Below are 18,853 nucleotides of genomic sequence, written 5' to 3' on the forward strand. Positions count from 1 at the left end.
TACTATATATTATTGCATATTTTACATACTTTTATTAAAATTAATAATATACAGATATTTATATCTTTGTAAAAGGTGTGGGACAAAAAATGTCCATGTGGTCAAAATTAGGAGGAGGTATAATATGAAGAAAATTGGAGTTTTAACCAGTGGTGGCGATGCCCCAGGCATGAATGCTGCAATAAGGGCAGTGGTTAGGACAGGTTTAGATAAAGGTTTAGATGTAATGGGAATACAAAGGGGATTTAGTGGACTCATAAATGGTGAATTATTTCAAATGGAAAGAAAAAGTGTAGCGGATATTATTCAAAGAGGCGGTACAATTTTAAGAACTGCTAGAAGTGAAGAATTCAAAACAGAAGCAGGTCAAAAGAAGGCTGCAAATATTTTGTCCGCCTTTGGTATAGATGGATTGGTTGTAATAGGAGGAGATGGTTCCTTTCATGGAGCTCAGGCACTAGCTAAACATGGAATAAAAACAGTTGGAATACCAGGGACAATAGATAATGACTTAGCATATACAGAGTACACTATAGGCTTTGATACTGCAGTAAATACTGTATTGGACGCTATAAATAAATTAAGAGATACATCAACTTCTCATGAAAGAGTTAGTATTGTGGAAGTTATGGGAAGAAATTGTGGTGACATAGCTGTGTATGCTGGATTAGCTGGTGGAGCCGAAAGTATAATAGTACCAGAAAAAGGGTATGATGTAAATGTGCTCTGCAGAACAATTTTAGAAGGAAAATTAAGAGGAAAAATGCACAACTTAATTATAATAGCTGAAGGTGTTGGTGGAGCTAATGAAATAGCTAAAAAGGTGGAAGAAGTTACAGGGATTGGTGCTAGAGCAACAATACTTGGACATATTCAAAGAGGAGGAAGTCCTACGGCAAATGACAGAATTTTAGCCTCTAGATTAGGATATAGGGCTGTAGAATTATTGTTAGAAGGCAAAACTTCTACAGTAGTAGGGGTGCAAGGCGGAAAAGTAATAGATATGGGTATAGATGAAGCTTTAACTATAAAAGCGAAGTTTAATGAAGACTTATATTTAATTGGAGAATCATTATCTTATTAATAAGTATAGAATTTTGGAGGTTTTATTATGCAAAAAACAAAAATGGTTTTTACCATAGGTCCTGCAAGTGATAAAGAAGATGTGTTAGGTGAATTAATTAAAGCTGGAATGAATGCGGCTAGATTAAATTTTTCTCATGGATCTCATGAGGAACATAAAAAGAGAATAGATTTAGTAAAAGAATTAAATCGCAAATATAATAAACATATTGCAATTATACTAGATACTAAAGGACCAGAAATAAGGACTGGAAACTTTAAAGATGAAAAAGTTGAACTAATTGAAGGAAATAAGTTCACTATTTACTGTGGAGAAGAGATTTTAGGTGATGAAAGTAAATGTTCTATAACCTATAATAGGCTACACGAAGATGTACAACCAGGAAATATGATATTAATAGATGATGGGTTGGTAGCACTTGAAGTAGAAAATGTAGAAGATAATAAAATTCACTGTGTAGTAAAGAATAGTGGATTTATATCCAATCATAAAGGAGTAAATGTTCCTGGAGTGGCTACTTCACTACCATCTTTAACAGAAAAGGATAAAGAAGATTTAAAATTTGGATGTGAAAATGAAGTAGATATAATTGCAGCTTCATTTATAAGAAGAGCTTCAGACGTTTTAGCTATAAGAAAAGTTATTGAACAAAATAATGGAAAAGACATTCAAATATGCTCAAAGATAGAGAACCATCAAGGTGTTGAAAACATAGATGAGATAATACAATTTTCTGATGCAATAATGGTAGCTAGAGGAGATATGGGAGTAGAAATTCCAATTGAACAAGTTCCAATTATTCAAAAAATGATAATTGAAAAATGTAATAAAGCAGGAAAAGCTGTAATTACTGCAACACAAATGCTTGATTCTATGATAAGAAACCCAAGACCAACCAGGGCAGAAGCTTCAGACATAGCTAATGCTATATTTGATGGTACAGATGCCATAATGCTTAGCGGAGAAACCGCTGGAGGAAAATATCCAATAGAAGCGGCTAATACAATGGCAAGAATAGCTAAAACTGCAGAAGAAAAAATAGATTATGATTCCTTATTATCTAAAAGAAGAGAGGTGCATGTGCTAAATGTAGCAAATGCTATAAGTATAGCTACATGTACTACTGCAGCTGAATTAAATGCATCAGCTATAATAACAGCTACTCAAAGTGGATATACAGCTAGAATGGTATCCAAATATAGACCAGCATGTCCTATAATTGCAGTTACTCCAAATGCTAGTGTAGCTAAAAAGCTGGCATTGAATTGGGGGGTATTCCCAATTCTTACTGAACAGTATAGTTCTACTGACGAACTTATAGAGAAATCTGTAGAAATATCATTAAAATCAGAGTATGTAAATAAAGGGGATTTAGTTGTAATAGCGGCAGGTATTCCAGCAAGCTACTCAGGAACTACAAACATGTTAAAAGTTCATGTAGTAGGAGATATTTTAGTTCAAGGAAGAGGCGCTGGAGTTAAACATGGAGTAGGTACAATAAAATTAGTCAATAACCATGCTGAAGCTAAAGATTTAGTAGAAAAAGGAGATATATTGGTAATTAAGGATTCAGATATAGAGTATATATCCGTATTAGATAGGGTTGGAGGAGTTATAGCTGAGACAGGAGGACTTACATCCCACTTAGCTATTGAATGCATCACCCGTGAAATACCTTTTATATGTAGTGCAGGAGGAGCAATGAAGACATTAAAGACTGGCTCATATGTAACTATGGACGTAAGGAGAGGAATTGTTTATAACGGTAAGGTATCCATATCATAAAGATGAGCACCTAGTGGGTGCTCTTTTTATATAGTAACCTAAAAACTAATTGATTCCTATAATTTTTCTAATAAAGAAAATGAGGAGTTGCTTGAGAATGTATAATTGTAATAAAAAAAGTATTTTGAGTATCCCATTGTTTGAAAATTTACATGAGAAACATATTGATAAATTAGTTAGTTCATCTAATCTAATACAATTAAAAAAAGGACAAATATTATTTAGTGAAAGGGATGTGATCAATAACATCTATATAGCAGTAAACGGTAAAGTAACCCTTTATAGATTGACAGAAACAGGACAAAAAAGAATAATATATATTTTAGATAAGGGTGAAATAATAAATGAGGTTATATTTGATGATTTACCTGCATCTATAAATTGTGAGGCTTTTGAAGATAGTAGTGTATTGGCTCTTAATAAAAATGATTTGCTTGAAGTTATGGAAGAAGATTTCCAGGTTACTAAAAAAATAATGTACTCTATGGGTAAAAAGATAAGAAGATTATATAGGCAACTGAAAAATGCGGTACCTATAAAAATAGATAAAAAACTAGCTGCTAAGCTCTGGAAATTAAGTAGGGACTATGGAGTAGAAGTAGATGGAGGAACTTTAATTAATTTAGATATTAGCATAACCTATCTTGCAGATATGTTAGGAAACACAAGGGAAGCTGTATCTAGATGTATAAACAACTTTGAGAAGAATGGTCTTATAGAATTTAAAGGCAGAAAAATTATTATAAAAGATAGAGAAAGTCTTTCGATATATTTTAGAGGAATGTGATATAGGTCACATTCCTTTTTTATTATTTATGATACTTTGGTATTATAGACTTTTATCTATAATACTGAGGATTATTATAGAAGATTTAGTGAAGAAATTAACAAACTATCATTTGTTCAGAAAAGATGCAGTATGGTGTTTTTTAAATTAAAAGGAAAAGTAAAGGGGGAATAGAATTGGGATTTTCATTATCAATGGAAAAGTTCAACAATGTAATGAAGGAATTAAGAAGGAATAATAAAGTATATGGTCCCAAACTCTTGAAGAATAAGGGGACTTTTTCAGATACAGACATGGTAAGGTATGGAGAAGTAAATGAAATACAGGATATAGAATTTAATAAAAAATCTTTCTTTTCTCCAAAGGAAGTAATACTTCCAATAACTCAAACCTTATTTTACTTTACAGAAGATCAAGTTATGGAACCTAAAGAAGAAGAAAAAAATATACTTATATTTTTAAGAAGTTGTGATATACATGCTACAAAAAGATTAGATCAAGTCTATTTAAAGAATGGTTTTGAAGACCCCTATTATAAAAAATTGAGAGAGAAAGTAAAATTTATTTTGATGGAATGTGAAAATAGCTTTGAAAATTGTTTTTGTGTAAGTATGGGCTCAAACAAAACTGAAGATTATTCAATGTTTGTAAGGAGACAAGGGGATAAAGTTTTTGTAGAGTGCAAGGATGAAGAACTGTCTCACATGTTTGAAGGATTAGAGGAAAAAGTAGTAACACCTAAATTTATAGAGAAAAATGAATTAGAAGTGAAAATACCTGAAGGATTGAATATAGAAATATTTAAGGCAGATATCTGGAAGGAATACTCTTCAAGATGTATTGCCTGTGGAAGATGTAATACTGTATGTGGCACATGTGCATGTTTTACAATGCAAGATATATTCTATAAGGATAACGATAATGTAGGAGAAAGAAGAAGGGTATGGGCATCTTGTCAAATAGATGGATTTACTAGTATGGCAGGAGGGCATGAATTTAGAAAAAACAAAGGGGATAGAATGAGGTTTAAGGTTATGCATAAAGTATATGATTTTAATAAAAGGTTTGGATATCATATGTGTGTAGGATGTGGTAGGTGTGACGATGCATGTCCAGAATATATCTCATTTTCACATTGTGTAAATAAATTAAATTCTGCAGTTAAGGAGGGGAAATAATTGGAGAAAAATGTGTATTTACCATTTAAGTCAAAAATATTGAGTATAAAACCTCATACTGATATAGATTATACTTTTAGAATGGAATACAAGGGAGAGGTAAAACCGGGACAGTTTTTCGAAGTATCTATTCCAAAGTATGGTGAAGCTCCTATTTCTGTTTGTGAGATTGGGGAAGACTATGTGGATTTAACCATAAGAAGAGTAGGAAAAGTAACAGATATTATACACACTTTTTTCCCAGGACATCATCTTTTTATGAGAGGACCCTATGGTAATGGTTTTGATATAGAGCGATACAAGGGAAAAGAAGTGATCGTGGCAGCGGGAGGAACAGGTCTTGCACCTGTAAAAGGTGTAGTAGATTATTTTGCGAAACATGTGGATGAAGTGGAAGATTTTACTCTAATTTGTGGATTTAAATCTCCAGAAGATATATTGTTTAAAGATGATTTTAAGAAATGGAATGAAAGTATAAAGACAATAATGACGGTAGACAAGGCTCATGAAGAATATGTAGGCAATGTAGGACTTATAACAAATTATGTGGGAAACATAGCTATAAAAAATATTGAGGAAGCCAATGTAATAATTGTAGGGCCTCCTATTATGATGAAGTTTACAGTAGGAGAATTTATAAAAAGTGGGATAAAAGAAGAAAATATATGGGTTTCTTATGAGAGAAAGATGTGTTGTGGTGTAGGAAAATGTGGACATTGTAAGATAGACGATACCTATATTTGTCTTGATGGACCTGTGTTTAATTATACTAAAGCTAAAGAGCTTATAGATTAGGGGGTGAGATTATGGATATAAATACTAAAGCTTTAAAGAAAAATGCTTTTAGGGTGACAAAAGAGAGAGGAAAGACAGCAGCAAGGGTAAGAGTTCCAGGAGGACACTTAAAGGCAAAATACTTAATTATTTTACAAGAAGTGGCAGAGAAATATGGTAACGGAACTCTCCATATAACAGCAAGACAAGGATTTGAGATTCCAGGAATTCCAATGAAATATATACCAGATGTAAACAAAGCTCTTCAACCTGTTATAGAAGGACTAGAAATAAATCAAGAAAACCCTAACGGCGGCTACTCAGCTTCAGGAACTAGAAATGTGTCTGCATGTATAGGAAATTCAGTATGCCCTTTTGGGAACTATAATACAAGTAAATTTGCTAAAAAAATAGAAAAGGCAATTTTCCCAAACGATTATCATGTTAAAGTAGCATTAACAGGATGCTCTAATGATTGTATTAAGGCAAGGATGCATGACTTTGGTATAATTGGCATGACTGAGCCGCAATATGACAACTATAGATGTATAGGATGTGAAGCTTGTGTAAATAACTGCAAGAAAAGAGTTACAGGGGCTTTAACCTTTGAAAACTATAAAGTTGTAAGAGATCATAGCAAATGTCTAGGATGCGGTGAATGTATAGGAAAGTGTCCAACTTCCGCTTGGTCTAGAAGCGAGGAAAAATATTTTAAACTAGTCATCATGGGAAGGACAGGAAAGAAGAATCCAAGACTAGCTAGAGAATTTATAACCTGGATTGATGAAGAGAGCATTATTAAGATAATATTAAACACTTATGACTATATACATGAATATATAGATAAAGAGGCTCCAGGAGGAAAAGAGCATATAGGGTATATAGTTGATAGGACAGGTTATAATGAATTTAAAAAATGGGCGTTAAAAGATGTACAATTAAGTAAAAAGGCTAAAGTAGAAGATAATATTAATTGGTATTAAAATAGTTTTGAGCATCTTTGAAATGCACCCCAAATGTTAGCACCTATAACATTTGGAGGTGTTCTTTTTTTATGTAGTCAAGGATTAAGGTATCCTAACATTTGACAATGAAAATTTAAGAAGTTAGAATTAATTTGGGAATATATTTTAAGGGGATGTTATATATGGAATATAAAGTACTTGGGAAGTCAAATTTAAGTGTATCCTCCATAGGTTTTGGTGGAATTCCAATACAAAAGACTAATGCAGAAGAAGTAAAAAAGTTGCTTATAAGATGTGAAGAGTTAGGGATAAATTTTATAGATACAGCTAGAGGATATACTGTTTCAGAAGAGTATTTAGGATATGCCATGGAAGGAAGAAGAGATAAGTGGATAATTGCTACTAAATCTATGGCAAGAGATAAGGCATCTATGTTAAAGGATGTAGAAATAAGTCTAAATAACTTAAGAACTGATTATATTGACTTATATCAATTACATAATGTAAAGACAGAAGAGGAATATAGTCAGGTTTTAAGTGAAGAGGGGGCTTATAATGCTCTTATTCAAATGAAAGAAGAAGGTAAAATAGGACATATAGGTATTACGTCTCATAGTTTAGATATTTTAAAAATTGCAATAGAAAGTGGAAGGTTTGAAACCATAATGTATCCATATAATATAGTAGAAAAACAGGGTGAAGAGCTATTCAAAAGATCAAAGGAATTAAATATAGGAGTTATAGCAATGAAACCAATGGCAGGAGGGGCCCTACGGGATGGAAGTTTAGCATTGAGATTCATACTAAACAATGAGAATATTACAACAGCCATACCAGGAATGGCTACCTTTGAAGAAATTGAAGAGAATTCCTTCGTTGGGAACAATATAACTCCATTAACTAGCGAGGAAGAGGAAAAAATACTAGAAATTTCAAAAGAGCTAGGAACTGAATTCTGTAGGAGATGTGGCTATTGTGGACCATGTCCGCAGAATATAGATATTCCAAGTATATTTGTTTTAAAAGCATATAAAGAGAGATATGGTCTTCCAGAGTGGGCAGAAACCAGATATGCTTCAATGAAGTATACAGCGAAGGATTGTGTGGCTTGTCAAAGCTGTGAAAGGAAGTGTCCATACGATTTACCTATAGTAAAAATGCTAAAAGAAGTAAGAAATTGCTTTAATGAATAATTAATCTTTTATAAATGTAAATTATACTGTATAATATAAAGATATTTGGATAGAAATAAAATAACATTTAAAATTAGGACAACTGATTCTCTCGCACCTATAAGGTGCAATTTTTTTAATTTAAATACCTTATTTAGAGGGAAATATAGTTTTGGGGGGATGTTCTTGTTAGGTGTATTAGTAAATGGGGCAGCGGTAGCTATAGGAAGTCTTATAGGGTTGCTCTTTAGTAAAGGCATAAAAGAGAAAGTAAGAATAACCGTAATGAATGGACTAGCTTTGTGCGTAGTACTAATTGGATTATCCGGTTCTCAGAAGGGGAAGGATATATCTTTTATAATAATAAGCATGGTAATTGGAGCTATAATTGGAGAAATAATAGATATTGATGATAGGCTCAGAAAATTAGGAGACAAGCTTCAAAATAAATTTAAAGATAAAGGTGGAAAATTCTCAGAAGGATTTGTAGCCGCTACTTTACTTATGTGTGTAGGAGCAATGAGTATAGTAGGTTCCTTGGAAAGTGGACTTACAGGAAATCATTCCACTTTATATGCGAAGGCTATTTTAGATGGATTTGCAGCAATAATATTTGCATCAGCCTATGGAGTTGGAGTATTGTTTGCATCCATATCCATAATATTATATCAAGGGTTAATTGTACTATCTGCTTCCTTGTTAAAGGGAATACTTATAGCTAGTGTAGTAGATAATATAACAGCAGTAGGAAGTCTATTAATTTTAGGATTAGGGTTTAATATGTTAGGAATGACAAAAATTAAAGTAGCTAATTTAATCCCTTCAATGTTAATTCCTTTTCTATATCAATTAATAATAAATTTAATTAGATGATAGATTTATTAGATTATTAGGCTATTAGATTATTAGATTTCTAGATAATAGATAGTGAATTTTAAATAATAGATGATTTAGATTTTTAGATAAATAGATAATGGGTAATTAAATTTTTAGAAAAAGATTATAGTAGTGGATAGCAGAAAGGTGGTTTATATGACGAAAATAGTACCTGTAGAAAAAAATAAAGATTATATAGTAGATATAACGGGATTTGCCAGTGAAGGACAGGGAGTGGCAAAAGTTCAGGATTTTACAATTTTTATTTCCGGGGCAATAAAGGGGGAAAAGTGTAAAATCAAAGTAGTGAAGGTAAATAAAAACTATGCTTTTGGAAAAATTGTTGAAATTATAGAATATTCACCTTATAGAGAGGAACCTATTTGTCATATATATAATCAGTGCGGAGGGTGCCAAATGCAGCATCTATCTTATGAAGGACAGCTAGAATTCAAGAAACAAAAGGTGCAAGATGTAATGAAAAGAATAGGTAAGATAGATGTAGAAGTAGAACCAGTAATGGGAATGAAGGAACCTTATAGATATAGAAATAAGGTACAATTGCCCGTTGGTAGGGAAAATGAAGAAATACATATTGGATTTTATGCTGAAAGAAGTCACAAAATAATAAATATGGATAATTGTCATATACAAGATGAAATTGGTGACAAAGCAGTGAAGCTTATGAGAGAATGGATTACAAAGTATAATATCGAAACCTATAATGAAGAAAAGCACAAGGGAATCATAAGGCATATTATGATAAGAAAAGCATTTAGAACAGGGGAAGTAATGGTGGTTGTTGTTACAAGAGGAGAAGAACTTCCATACAAGAATGAATTTGTCGATATTATGATTAAAAACATACCTGGATTAGTCAGCATAATTCAAAATGTAAATAAAGATAAAACCAATGTAGTATTGGGGCTAAAAAATAAAACCTTATGGGGAAAGGACAGCATTGTAGATTATATAGGAAAGTATAAGTTCAATATATCTCCGCTATCATTCTTTCAAGTTAATCCTGCACAAACAGAAATATTATATGAAAAAGCATTAGAATATGCTGAACTTAAAGGAGAAGAAGTAGTATTTGATGCTTACTGTGGTACAGGAACCATATCTCTTTTCTTGTCTGAAAAAGCTAAAAAGGTATATGGAGTTGAAATAATACCAGAGGCTATAGAAAATGCAAAGATAAATACAAGAGAAAATGGTGTAAATAATGCGGAATTTATTGTAGGAAAATCTGAAGAGGTAATACCTGAGCTTATACAAAGAGGAATTAAAGCAGACGTAGTGGTGGTGGATCCGCCGAGAAAGGGATGTGAAAGGTCTCTTTTAGAAGCTATGGCAAAAATGTCACCACAAAAAATAGTTTACGTTTCTTGTGATCCAGCTACACTTGCAAGAGATTTAGGAATTTTAGAAGAATTAGGATATAAAACTGAAAAGGTGCAGCCGGTGGATATGTTTCCGCAGACAGCCCATGTGGAGACTATTGTGTTGATACAACGAGCCCATACGTAGAAATCCTTTGTTTTAGGCACTTTTTCAAACATATCGTCTTCACATTCTCGTATTTAGACGTTTAGAAATGAGCGTCTTTTTTCTTACCCCAAAATCAGAAAGGAAGTGATATTCATGCATAAATTAAAAGAACAGGAGCGTCCACATCCCAAATTGCCATTTTGAAAGCCAGCCCTTGATTAATCACGGGCAGACGGGTATTCTCCGTAAAGCAGAATGAAGATATAGAAATTCATTAACCGTAAATTATCAAGAAAACCTGTGCGGGAGCGTGAACTCCTTTCCACGCTCCCGTATTTTTTGTCTTATACTTCAGTTTGTATATTTCCGTCAAAAGAAATATAATAAAATTATGGAGGTGTCATGCGTGGATTATATAACGACAAAAGAAGCAGCGAAAAAGTGGGGAATCACAGACAGAATGGTAGTGTACCATTGCTCTGCTGGACGGATTAAGGGAGCTAAAAAAATGGGAAATACATGGCTTGTTCCGGTTGACGCTGAAAAACCGGCTGACGGACGATACAGGAGCAGTAAAGTAAAGGATGGTGAAAATAAATGAAACGGATATTTTTGGTTGAGGACGATAAGACAATCGCTAAAAACCTTATGCTTTTGCTCCGCTCGGAGGGATTTACAGTCACTCACGCCCCTACGCGGAGTGAAGCCCTTGCCGCGCTTGCCGGGAATAAATTTGACTTGGCGTTGATTGATATTTCTTTGCCTGACGGAAATGGCTTTACGGTTTGCACGGAAATCAAAGAAACGCAAGATATTCCCGTCATCTTTTTGACAGCTTCCGGCGATGAATCAAGTGTTGTTACCGGGCTGAACATGGGTGCGGACGACTATATTACCAAGCCTTTTCGTCCGCGTGAATTGATTGCGCGAATTGGAACCGCCTTGCGGAAAAGCGGGCGTTTCGGGTCGGATTTTGAAATTGGCGGGCTTCATGTCGATACGGCAAGCGGCATTGTGAAAAAAAACGGCAACGAGGTTTTTCTTTCAGCATTAGAATACCGCTTGTTGCTGGTGTTTATTAGCAACCCCAAAAGTATTATCACAAGGATCAGGCTGCTTGACGAATTGTGGGACGCAGCGGGCGAGTTTGTCAATGACAATACATTGACCGTATACATCAAACGCTTGCGGGAGAAGATAGAGAACGACCCAGCAAGCCCGCAAATCATTCTGACCGTTCGCGGGACGGGATATAGATTGGGGGACGGGTATGCTTCGGAATAGAGAGTTTCGGCGGCTTGCAATTTTGTTCTCCTTAATAGCTGCCACCACTGTAACGCTGGGATTTGCAATCAATACGGCGGCTGGAATCCTTGCCATTGCTTCTGCCGCCGCCTTTGGAATAGCGTTTTTTGCGTTTATCAAAGCCCGATATAAAAGCATTGCGCGGATTTCAGATCAAATCGATCTTGTGCTTCATAACGCTGACCATCTGTATATTGGTGAATCGGACGAGGGCGAACTTTCCATTCTGCAAAGCGAGATAACAAAAATGACGCTGCGTATTCGGGAGCAAAACGACGCACTGAAGAAAGAAAAAGAACATCTTGCCGATTCGCTGGCTGACATAGCCCACCAACTCCGCACCCCTCTCACATCCGCGAACCTCATTCTGTCATTGTTAGAGAATAACCCTAATGAAAACGAGCGGAAAGCATTGATGCGGGAAACAGAGGAATTGTTTGTACAGATGGATTGGCTGCTTACTTCCCTGTTGAAATTATCCCGCCTGGACGCGGGCATTGTGGTTTTCCAAGGCGAGCAGATAGATGTGAATACTTTGATAAGCGCTGCGCTTCACCCGTTTTTGATCCCAATGGAGCTGCGCGATATTGCTTTGCAAATAGACGTGCCGAAAGGGATGATTATTCAGGGAGATTCAGGTTGGCTTTCGGAAGCAATACAAAACATCCTCAAAAATTGCATGGAAAGCGCAGGCGAGAACGGGAAGATTGAGATTGTCTGCACGGACAACCCACTGTTTACCGAGATTGCCATCCACGACAGCGGCGCGGGCTTTGAAAAAGAAGATTTACCCTGCCTGTTTGACAGGTTCTATCGTGGGAAAAACGAAGGCGCTACAGGATACGGGATTGGATTGGCTCTCTGCAAGATGATTATAACACGGCAGGGAGGGATGATTACCGCAAAAAATCACCCGCAGGGTGGCGCGATATTTGTCATTCGTTTCCCAAAGTGACGAATCTCTCACCTGAAAGTCACAGAGATGTAAGTTGAAGGTTCTATTATATAGGTAAACCATGAGAAAGGAGACTCACATAATGGAATTTTTAAAAATTGAAAATTTATGCAAGGTCTACGGGGAGGGCGAAAACCAAGTTACCGCGCTTGACCATGTTTCGCTTACAATCGAAAAGGGGGAGTTTACCGCAATCATCGGCTCCTCCGGCTCTGGCAAATCCACATTGCTTCACATTATCGGCGGTGTGGACGTGCCGACAAGCGGAAAGGTGTATTTGGATGGGCAGGATGTATATGCCCAAAGCAATGAAAAACTCGCCATTTTCCGCAGGCGGCAGGTCGGGCTGATTTACCAGTTTCACAACCTCATTCCCACTCTGAATGTGGTGGAAAACATCACCTTGCCTATACTGATGGACAAGCGAAAGGTCAATGAGGAACGGCTGAATGACTTGTTGGAACTGCTTGGGCTAAAAGCCCGAAAAACGCATTTACCCAATCAGCTTTCGGGCGGCCAGCAACAGCGCGTTTCCATAGGACGCGCTTTGATAAACGCCCCAGCGGTCATGCTTGCCGACGAACCCACAGGCAGTTTGGACAGCCGGAATGGACATGAAATCATCAAGCTGCTGAAAGCAAGCAATAAAAAATACAGTCAGACCCTTATCATTGTCACGCATGATGAAAATATCGCCCTGCAAGCAGACCGCATTATCGGCATATCAGACGGCAAAGTAGTGCGAGACGAGAGGGTGAGGGTGAGGCCATGAACATTTTCAATAAAGTTACCCTGCAAGGCATGAAAAAAAGCCGCACACGAACGATTGTAACGGTTATCGGAGTTATCCTGTCCGCCGCCATGATTACGGCAGTCGCTACCTTTGGCACTTCCCTGTTAAATTTTCTGGTAAACGGTTCTATTATGAAATACGGCGGTTGGCACGTCGAGTTTTTGGATGTTGATTCCTCTTTCGTGCAGGAGCGAACCCACGACGATGGAGTTGCAAACACCGCAGCGTTTGAAAATATCGGCTACGCAACACTTGACGGCGGAAAAAGCCCCGAAAAGCCCTATCTTTTTATCGCCGGATTCAGCGAGGAAGCCTTTGATACCTTGCCCATAAGCCTGATTTCTGGCAGGCTGCCTGAAAATAGCGGGGAGATTCTTGTCCCGGCCCACGTCGCGGCAAAGGGCGGCGTTAAATTCGCGGTGGGCGACAAGCTTTCACTTGCTGTCGGAAGCCGCATGGACGGAAACAAAAATCTAGGTCAACACGACCCTTACATTTCCGGGAGCAAGCCGGGGAAGGTCAAAGAAACTCTTGTGCCAAAAGCAGAGAGAACCTACACGGTTGTGGGTATCTGCGAAAGACCCGGTTTTGAGGAACATTCCGCACCGGGATACACCTTGATAACGAAAGCAGATGCACAAGACCAAGCGGACAGCTTCAGCATATTTGTCACGCTTAAAAACCCGCGCCAAGTAAAGGCTTACGAAAGCAGCACAGCCGGAGCAGGGGCTTATGTCTTTAATGATTATGTACTGCGTTTTATGGGCGTTTCGGACAATAAATTGTTCAACACGCTTCTGTACACGGTTGGCGGCATTTTGGTTGCCATAATAATGGTAGGCTCGATTTTTCTGATTTATAACTCCTTCAACATCTCACTGAACGAACGCACACGCCAGTTCGGGATTCTCTCGTCGGTGGGCGCCACGGCAAGGCAACTGCGAAATTCGGTGCTGTTTGAGGGACTTTGCATTGGCGCGATCGGCATACCGATTGGCGTTATGGTCGGCATAGGCAGTATCGGGCTTGTAATTCCTATTGTTGCCGGGAATTTCGGGAACATTCTCCACAGCACCGTGCCTTTAACCTTGTCGGTGTCTGTCCCCGCGATTGTCGCGGCGGCGGCGGTCAGTTTGGTTACCATTTTGATTTCAGCTTATATCCCGGCCAGGAAAGCCGCAAACACTCCCGTGATGGAGAGTATTCGCCAGACCAACGAGGTCAAAACCGAGTCGAAAGCCGTGAAAACGTCAAAACTCGCGCAGCGTATTTACGGTTTGGAGGGTACTCTTGCGCTGAAGAATTTTAAGAGAAATAAAAAACGCTATCGTAGCATCGTGTTATCGCTTACTTTAAGCGTCGTGCTGTTTGTATCGGGAAGTGCTTTTGGAACAACTCTGAAACGGCTTTCGGAACAGTATGTAGTGGACATGGACTATGACATCATTTTTGCCACTCAGGACATGGATGACAGCGAAATGCTCCCGCTTTACGACAAACTAAAAACCGCAGACGGGGTTTATGAAAGCTCGTACCAAGCGATTTTCGCGTATTCATGCACCGTTAAGGCAAGCGATTTTTCAGACCGTTACCGGGAATACGCGGGTTATACTGCGCCGGACGAAACGGTTCATCTGCCAATGGACATCCAGTTTATTGAGGACAGCGAATATCTGCGTTTTATCAAAGAATTGGGCTTGTCAGCAGAAGAATATACCGGGCAGGACGCGAAGATGATTGCCTGTGCCAAACAGCGGGTTGACAAGAAAGACGGGCCGAGCGAAGTGCTTGATATGTTTGCGAGTCCTTCCATGACTTTCAGTGTCGCTCCCAAAACAAATGACAAGCCATTGATGGAACAGGGGCAAAGCATAAACATTACGTTTGTCGATACGTACCCGGTGGATCCGCCCCTAAAGCAATCTTCCGAACCCGAGCAGAATCCATGCGTTTTTATGGTGGTGGCCCCCTATTCGCTCAAAGAGAAGTTTGAAACTTCTGATACCTATGCGGATATAGGCCTGGGCTTTCTGTCAAAGAATCCTTCACAATCGGTGGCTGAAATGGAAGCGATGATTCAGGGCGCGGGGATTACGTCTGCGTATACCCTGTACAATGTGTACGAGATACTTGAACAATACCACAGTATGACATTTGTTATTGATGTGTTCACCTATGTTTTTGTCATCATGATTTCGTTGATTGCGGTTGCCAATGTGTTCAACACCATTTCCACGAATATCAGGCTGCGCAGGCGGGAACTTGCCATGCTGCGCTCGGTGGGGATGTCGGACCGCGATTTCAATAAGATGATGAATTTCGAGTGTATCTTTTATGGCATGAGGACGTTGCTATTCGGGCTTCCAATAGCGGGAATCATCTCGTGGCTGATTTACGAAGGGTTGGTGACCGCAGAAGGGATGGACAACTTCGATTTTGTATTCCCGTGGGGCAGTATGGCAATCAGCGTGTTTAGTGTGCTCTTTATCGTGTTCATTACAATGCTGTATGCCATTAGCAAGATAAAAAAAGAAAATATTATTGACGCGCTTCGGGATGATATGACTTGATTCAAAACCGATATTAACTTGATAGAAAATCAAAAAATATCTGCGTGATTAGGTTCAAGTGATTCGCAATTGCCTGGAAAGGCGATTTAGACATTGAAAATACGGAATCCATCCTACAGAAGTAATGTAAATTACAAAGGAATGCTACCCTGCGGTAATAAAAAAACCGCAATTGTGGCAGATGATGTTTTGTGGCCAAAATGTGACCATGCGGCTTAAAGATACCATTGATAAGACTTGAGAATGATCATCTCAAGTCTTTTTTATACTTAAAAATAAATGTGTCTGGATTAGATAACAGCTGTTTTTTATAATAAATCATATGATGATAGATTATTTGAAAATGACTTACCATGTGTTATAATTTTGAATATAGATAAAGCGTTAAGGGGGTGGCGACTTGGCACAGCAATATACCAGAAAAATAATTCGTGAGGTATTCATAAACATGCTGAATGAGCGTCCACTTAACAAAATCACAGTTAAGGATATTGCTACAGCATGTGAGATCAACAGAAATACTTTTTATTATTACTACACAGATATATATGCACTTTTGTCAGAGATCTTCCAAAGAGAACTTCAGACAGTCATTGATGAATATAATGATACACTTTCCTGGGAGGAGAGTTTTATTGTGGCTGCTAAATTTGCTTTAGAAAACAAAAAAGCCATTTATCATGTATATAATTCCATGCAGAGGGAAGAATTAGTGAACTATATATACAATGTATCAGGAAATGTCATGATTCGGTATGTTGAAAAAGTAAGAGATGGTATCTCAGCCTCTTCAGGTGATAAAAAACTCATTGCCTCCTTTTATCAGTGTGCCCTCACTGAAATGGTACTACGCTGGATTGCTTCTGGAATGAAGGGGGACCCTGATACTATCATTAGACGAATCGGATACCTCTTCGATGGAAACATTGAGTTATCACTTAAGCGAAGTGCTGGTTTAAATGATGTCTAGTAAAAAGTAATAGGAGATTCCTTAATTATTAGGCATTTTAACCTAAATGCCTAATAATTAAGCAAATAAACTGCGGTGTTCGAATTTCGAACACCGCAGTTTATTTATCTAATGAAAAAGACACAAAAAAACTATATCATAGATTTATAGAAATCTTACAGATAATAAGTATCCACAAAATTAAGGGAAGACTTATTATTTATTACAGCATATGGGCATACTAGTAGAGTGAATATAGAAGAACTCTAAATATAATAGTAGGATTTAGAAAACTATTAAAAAATTAAGAAAGAGGGAGATAATAATGAAAATAAAGACACATGATGATAGACTTACCCTTACAAATGGAAGTTATCATGCTTTAGTAAATGCAAGAAAGCCTAAGGGAATTGAAGATAAAAAAGCTTATTTAATCGGTACTGGAATTGGAGCTTTGGCTGCTGGTTGTTTTTTAATTCGTGATGCTCACATGGATGGCAGCAAGATTACATTCTTAGAACAATTAGACATTCCTGGTGGATCTTTGGACGGAAATGTTCGTCAAAACATGGATTATGTAGCACGTGGCGGACGTGAAATGGGCCATCATTTTGAGGTTTTATGGAGCTTGTTTAGTTCATTACCATCTACAGAAGACCCTAATATGACTGTTTTAGATCATTTTTATTATACAAACTACGATGATCCAAACTTTAGCAATTGTCGTATTACTAAAAATCAAGGTGAGCGCTATGACAATGGAAAATTTAATTTGGGTCAAGACTTGGCAAAAGAATTAGCTGCTTTTGTAAATATAACAGATGAAGAACTTGAAGATAAATCTATCGAAGATATTTTTTCTGAAGAACTTTTAAACACTGATTTCTGGACATATTGGAGAACAATGTTTGCTTTTGAGAACTGGCATAGTGCTTTAGAGATGAAATTATATATGAATCGTTTCATCCACCATGTTGGAGGCTTACCAACTCTTTCTGCATTACAATTTTCACGACATGATCAATACACTTCATTTGTAAAACCTATGGTTAAATATTTAGAAGACCATGGTGCTAAATTTGAATATGGAGTTACTGTTGATAATGTTGAGTTCTCAATTTCAGCCGATAAAAAGGTTGCAAAGAAAATAGTTGCAAGAGATAAAACTGGAAAAGATATCTCTATTGATTTAACAGAAAATGACTTAGTATTTATCACTAATGGTTCTATGACTGAAGGTTCAGGATATGGTGATGACAATACTCCTGCACCATTTAATAGGGAACCAGAAGGATGCTGGAAGTTGTGGAGAAATATAGCGGCTCAATCCGATGAATTTGGAAGACCAGATAAATTCTGTACAGATACAGAAAAATCTAATTGGGAATCTTGTACAGTAACTTGCCATGATGAACGTGTTCCTGAGTACATTGAAAAAATTACAAAACGTTCACCATACGGCGGACGCACTGTAACAGGGGGAATAGTTACAGCTCTTGACTCTTCATGGTTGATGAGTTGGACAATAAACCGTCAAGAACAATACTATGGACAACCTGAAAAAGACGTTGTTGTTTGGGTATATGGTTTATTCTCTGATGTTCCTGGAGATTATATTAAAAAACCTATGAGAGATTGTACTGGTAAGGAAATCACAAAAGAATGGTTATATCATATAGGCGTTCCTACAGATAAAATTGAAGAACTAGCAGGATCCTGTAGTGCAGTTCCTGTTATGATGCCATATATTACATCTCAATTTATGCCTCGTGCAGCTGGAGACCGTCCATATGTTGTACCAAAGAATGGAGTAAACTTTGCTTTCCTTGGACAATTTGCTGAGACATTGGATGATCCAGGTCGTGATACTGTATTTACTATAGAATACTCAGGACGTACAGCTATGGAAGCAGTATATGTTTTAACTGGAGTTGAAAAAGGAGTTCCAGAGGTATTTTCTTCAAGATATGATATCCGTTATTTATTAAATGCAGGTGTATGCTTATTAGATGGAGAAAAACCAAAACTTGATTTACCACCAATGGCTAAACGTAAAATTTTAAAACAAGTAGCAGGAACAGATATTGAAAAGTTATTAAAAGAATATGGAATTATTTAATGACAATTGCAGTTAGATAATTTGATTAGAATCCCGAATTTTTAAAAATC

The 18,853-nt window shown here is 37.1% G+C and carries 17 protein-coding genes; all 17 read left to right on the forward strand.

Annotation, left to right across the window (positions count from 1 at the left end):
• The first annotated feature begins 124 nt into the window (after positions 1 to 124).
• The gene (gene pfkA / locus KQI86_RS12595) at positions 125 to 1,084 is read left to right on the forward strand and encodes a 6-phosphofructokinase (protein ID WP_216439740.1); all 960 of its coding nucleotides are present in this window, start codon (positions 125 to 127) and stop codon (positions 1,082 to 1,084) included.
• Between the two features lie 27 nt (positions 1,085 to 1,111).
• Positions 1,112 to 2,869, forward strand: a complete 1,758-nt coding sequence (pyk, locus tag KQI86_RS12600; RefSeq protein ID WP_216439741.1) for a pyruvate kinase — start codon at positions 1,112 to 1,114, stop codon at positions 2,867 to 2,869.
• A gap of 97 nt (positions 2,870 to 2,966) precedes the next feature.
• Positions 2,967 to 3,656: a Crp/Fnr family transcriptional regulator gene (locus KQI86_RS12605; RefSeq protein WP_216439742.1), complete on the forward strand. Its 690-nt coding sequence runs from the start codon at positions 2,967 to 2,969 to the stop codon at positions 3,654 to 3,656.
• A gap of 176 nt (positions 3,657 to 3,832) precedes the next feature.
• Positions 3,833 to 4,834, forward strand: coding sequence for an anaerobic sulfite reductase subunit AsrA (asrA, locus tag KQI86_RS12610; RefSeq protein ID WP_216439743.1), 1,002 nt, complete (start codon positions 3,833 to 3,835; stop codon positions 4,832 to 4,834).
• Complete coding sequence (gene asrB / locus KQI86_RS12615) at positions 4,835 to 5,629, forward strand: anaerobic sulfite reductase subunit AsrB (RefSeq protein ID WP_216439744.1); 795 nt, start codon at positions 4,835 to 4,837, stop codon at positions 5,627 to 5,629. It begins immediately after the preceding gene.
• A gap of 11 nt (positions 5,630 to 5,640) precedes the next feature.
• Positions 5,641 to 6,591: a sulfite reductase subunit C gene (asrC, locus tag KQI86_RS12620; RefSeq protein WP_216439745.1), complete on the forward strand. Its 951-nt coding sequence runs from the start codon at positions 5,641 to 5,643 to the stop codon at positions 6,589 to 6,591.
• Between the two features lie 164 nt (positions 6,592 to 6,755).
• Complete coding sequence (locus tag KQI86_RS12625) at positions 6,756 to 7,766, forward strand: aldo/keto reductase (RefSeq protein ID WP_216439746.1); 1,011 nt, start codon at positions 6,756 to 6,758, stop codon at positions 7,764 to 7,766.
• 159 nt (positions 7,767 to 7,925) lie between these two features.
• Positions 7,926 to 8,618: a DUF554 domain-containing protein gene (locus tag KQI86_RS12630; RefSeq protein ID WP_343216172.1), complete on the forward strand. Its 693-nt coding sequence runs from the start codon at positions 7,926 to 7,928 to the stop codon at positions 8,616 to 8,618.
• Positions 8,619 to 8,777: 159 nt separating this feature from the next.
• The gene (gene rlmD / locus KQI86_RS12635) at positions 8,778 to 10,151 is read left to right on the forward strand and encodes a 23S rRNA (uracil(1939)-C(5))-methyltransferase RlmD (RefSeq protein WP_216439748.1); all 1,374 of its coding nucleotides are present in this window, start codon (positions 8,778 to 8,780) and stop codon (positions 10,149 to 10,151) included.
• A gap of 352 nt (positions 10,152 to 10,503) precedes the next feature.
• On the forward strand, positions 10,504 to 10,713 hold the full coding sequence (locus KQI86_RS12640; RefSeq protein WP_246582796.1) for a helix-turn-helix domain-containing protein: 210 nt from the start codon (positions 10,504 to 10,506) through the stop codon (positions 10,711 to 10,713).
• Positions 10,710 to 11,396 carry a response regulator transcription factor gene (locus KQI86_RS12645; RefSeq protein ID WP_216439749.1) on the forward strand — a complete coding sequence of 229 codons (687 nt, stop codon included), beginning with the start codon at positions 10,710 to 10,712 and terminating at the stop codon, positions 11,394 to 11,396. Before KQI86_RS12640 ends, KQI86_RS12645 begins: the two co-directional genes overlap by 4 nt.
• On the forward strand, positions 11,383 to 12,372 hold the full coding sequence (locus KQI86_RS12650) for a sensor histidine kinase (RefSeq protein WP_216439750.1): 990 nt from the start codon (positions 11,383 to 11,385) through the stop codon (positions 12,370 to 12,372). Before KQI86_RS12645 ends, KQI86_RS12650 begins: the two co-directional genes overlap by 14 nt.
• 82 nt (positions 12,373 to 12,454) lie before the next feature.
• Positions 12,455 to 13,144 (forward strand): ABC transporter ATP-binding protein, encoded by a 690-nt coding sequence (locus KQI86_RS12655; RefSeq protein WP_216439751.1) that lies wholly within the window; start codon positions 12,455 to 12,457, stop codon positions 13,142 to 13,144.
• Positions 13,141 to 15,735 (forward strand): ABC transporter permease, encoded by a 2,595-nt coding sequence (locus KQI86_RS12660; RefSeq protein ID WP_216439752.1) that lies wholly within the window; start codon positions 13,141 to 13,143, stop codon positions 15,733 to 15,735. Before KQI86_RS12655 ends, KQI86_RS12660 begins: the two co-directional genes overlap by 4 nt.
• Before the next feature lie 93 nt (positions 15,736 to 15,828).
• Entirely contained in the window at positions 15,829 to 15,954 is a 126-nt protein-coding gene (locus tag KQI86_RS20405) for a hypothetical protein (RefSeq protein WP_281417274.1), read from the forward strand.
• A gap of 181 nt (positions 15,955 to 16,135) precedes the next feature.
• Complete coding sequence (locus tag KQI86_RS12665) at positions 16,136 to 16,705, forward strand: TetR/AcrR family transcriptional regulator (RefSeq protein WP_216439753.1); 570 nt, start codon at positions 16,136 to 16,138, stop codon at positions 16,703 to 16,705.
• Positions 16,706 to 17,009: 304 nt separating this feature from the next.
• The gene (locus KQI86_RS12670) at positions 17,010 to 18,803 is read left to right on the forward strand and encodes an oleate hydratase (protein ID WP_216439754.1); all 1,794 of its coding nucleotides are present in this window, start codon (positions 17,010 to 17,012) and stop codon (positions 18,801 to 18,803) included.
• Positions 18,804 to 18,853 lie beyond the last annotated feature (50 nt).

The sequence above is a fragment of the Clostridium mobile genome (genome assembly GCF_018918285.1).
GTDB classification, from domain to species: domain Bacteria; phylum Bacillota; class Clostridia; order Clostridiales; family Clostridiaceae; genus Clostridium_AW; species Clostridium_AW mobile.

Excerpts from the sequence above, each read along its gene's own strand:
- KQI86_RS12655 (WP_216439751.1), top strand. The coding sequence starts at position 12,455 with ATGGAATTTTTAAAAATTGAAAATTTATGCAAGGTCTACGGGGAGGGC.
- KQI86_RS12650 (WP_216439750.1), top strand. The coding sequence starts at position 11,383 with ATGCTTCGGAATAGAGAGTTTCGGCGGCTTGCAATTTTGTTCTCCTTA.
- KQI86_RS12645 (WP_216439749.1), top strand. The coding sequence starts at position 10,710 with ATGAAACGGATATTTTTGGTTGAGGACGATAAGACAATCGCTAAAAAC.
- KQI86_RS12640 (WP_246582796.1), top strand. The coding sequence starts at position 10,504 with ATGGAGGTGTCATGCGTGGATTATATAACGACAAAAGAAGCAGCGAAA.
- pyk (WP_216439741.1), top strand. The coding sequence starts at position 1,112 with ATGCAAAAAACAAAAATGGTTTTTACCATAGGTCCTGCAAGTGATAAA.
- KQI86_RS12630 (WP_343216172.1), top strand. The coding sequence starts at position 7,926 with ATGTTCTTGTTAGGTGTATTAGTAAATGGGGCAGCGGTAGCTATAGGA.
- asrC (WP_216439745.1), top strand. The coding sequence starts at position 5,641 with ATGGATATAAATACTAAAGCTTTAAAGAAAAATGCTTTTAGGGTGACA.
- pfkA (WP_216439740.1), top strand. The coding sequence starts at position 125 with ATGAAGAAAATTGGAGTTTTAACCAGTGGTGGCGATGCCCCAGGCATG.
- KQI86_RS12625 (WP_216439746.1), top strand. The coding sequence starts at position 6,756 with ATGGAATATAAAGTACTTGGGAAGTCAAATTTAAGTGTATCCTCCATA.
- KQI86_RS12670 (WP_216439754.1), top strand. The coding sequence starts at position 17,010 with ATGAAAATAAAGACACATGATGATAGACTTACCCTTACAAATGGAAGT.
- rlmD (WP_216439748.1), top strand. The coding sequence starts at position 8,778 with ATGACGAAAATAGTACCTGTAGAAAAAAATAAAGATTATATAGTAGAT.
- KQI86_RS12660 (WP_216439752.1), top strand. The coding sequence starts at position 13,141 with ATGAACATTTTCAATAAAGTTACCCTGCAAGGCATGAAAAAAAGCCGC.
- KQI86_RS12605 (WP_216439742.1), top strand. The coding sequence starts at position 2,967 with ATGTATAATTGTAATAAAAAAAGTATTTTGAGTATCCCATTGTTTGAA.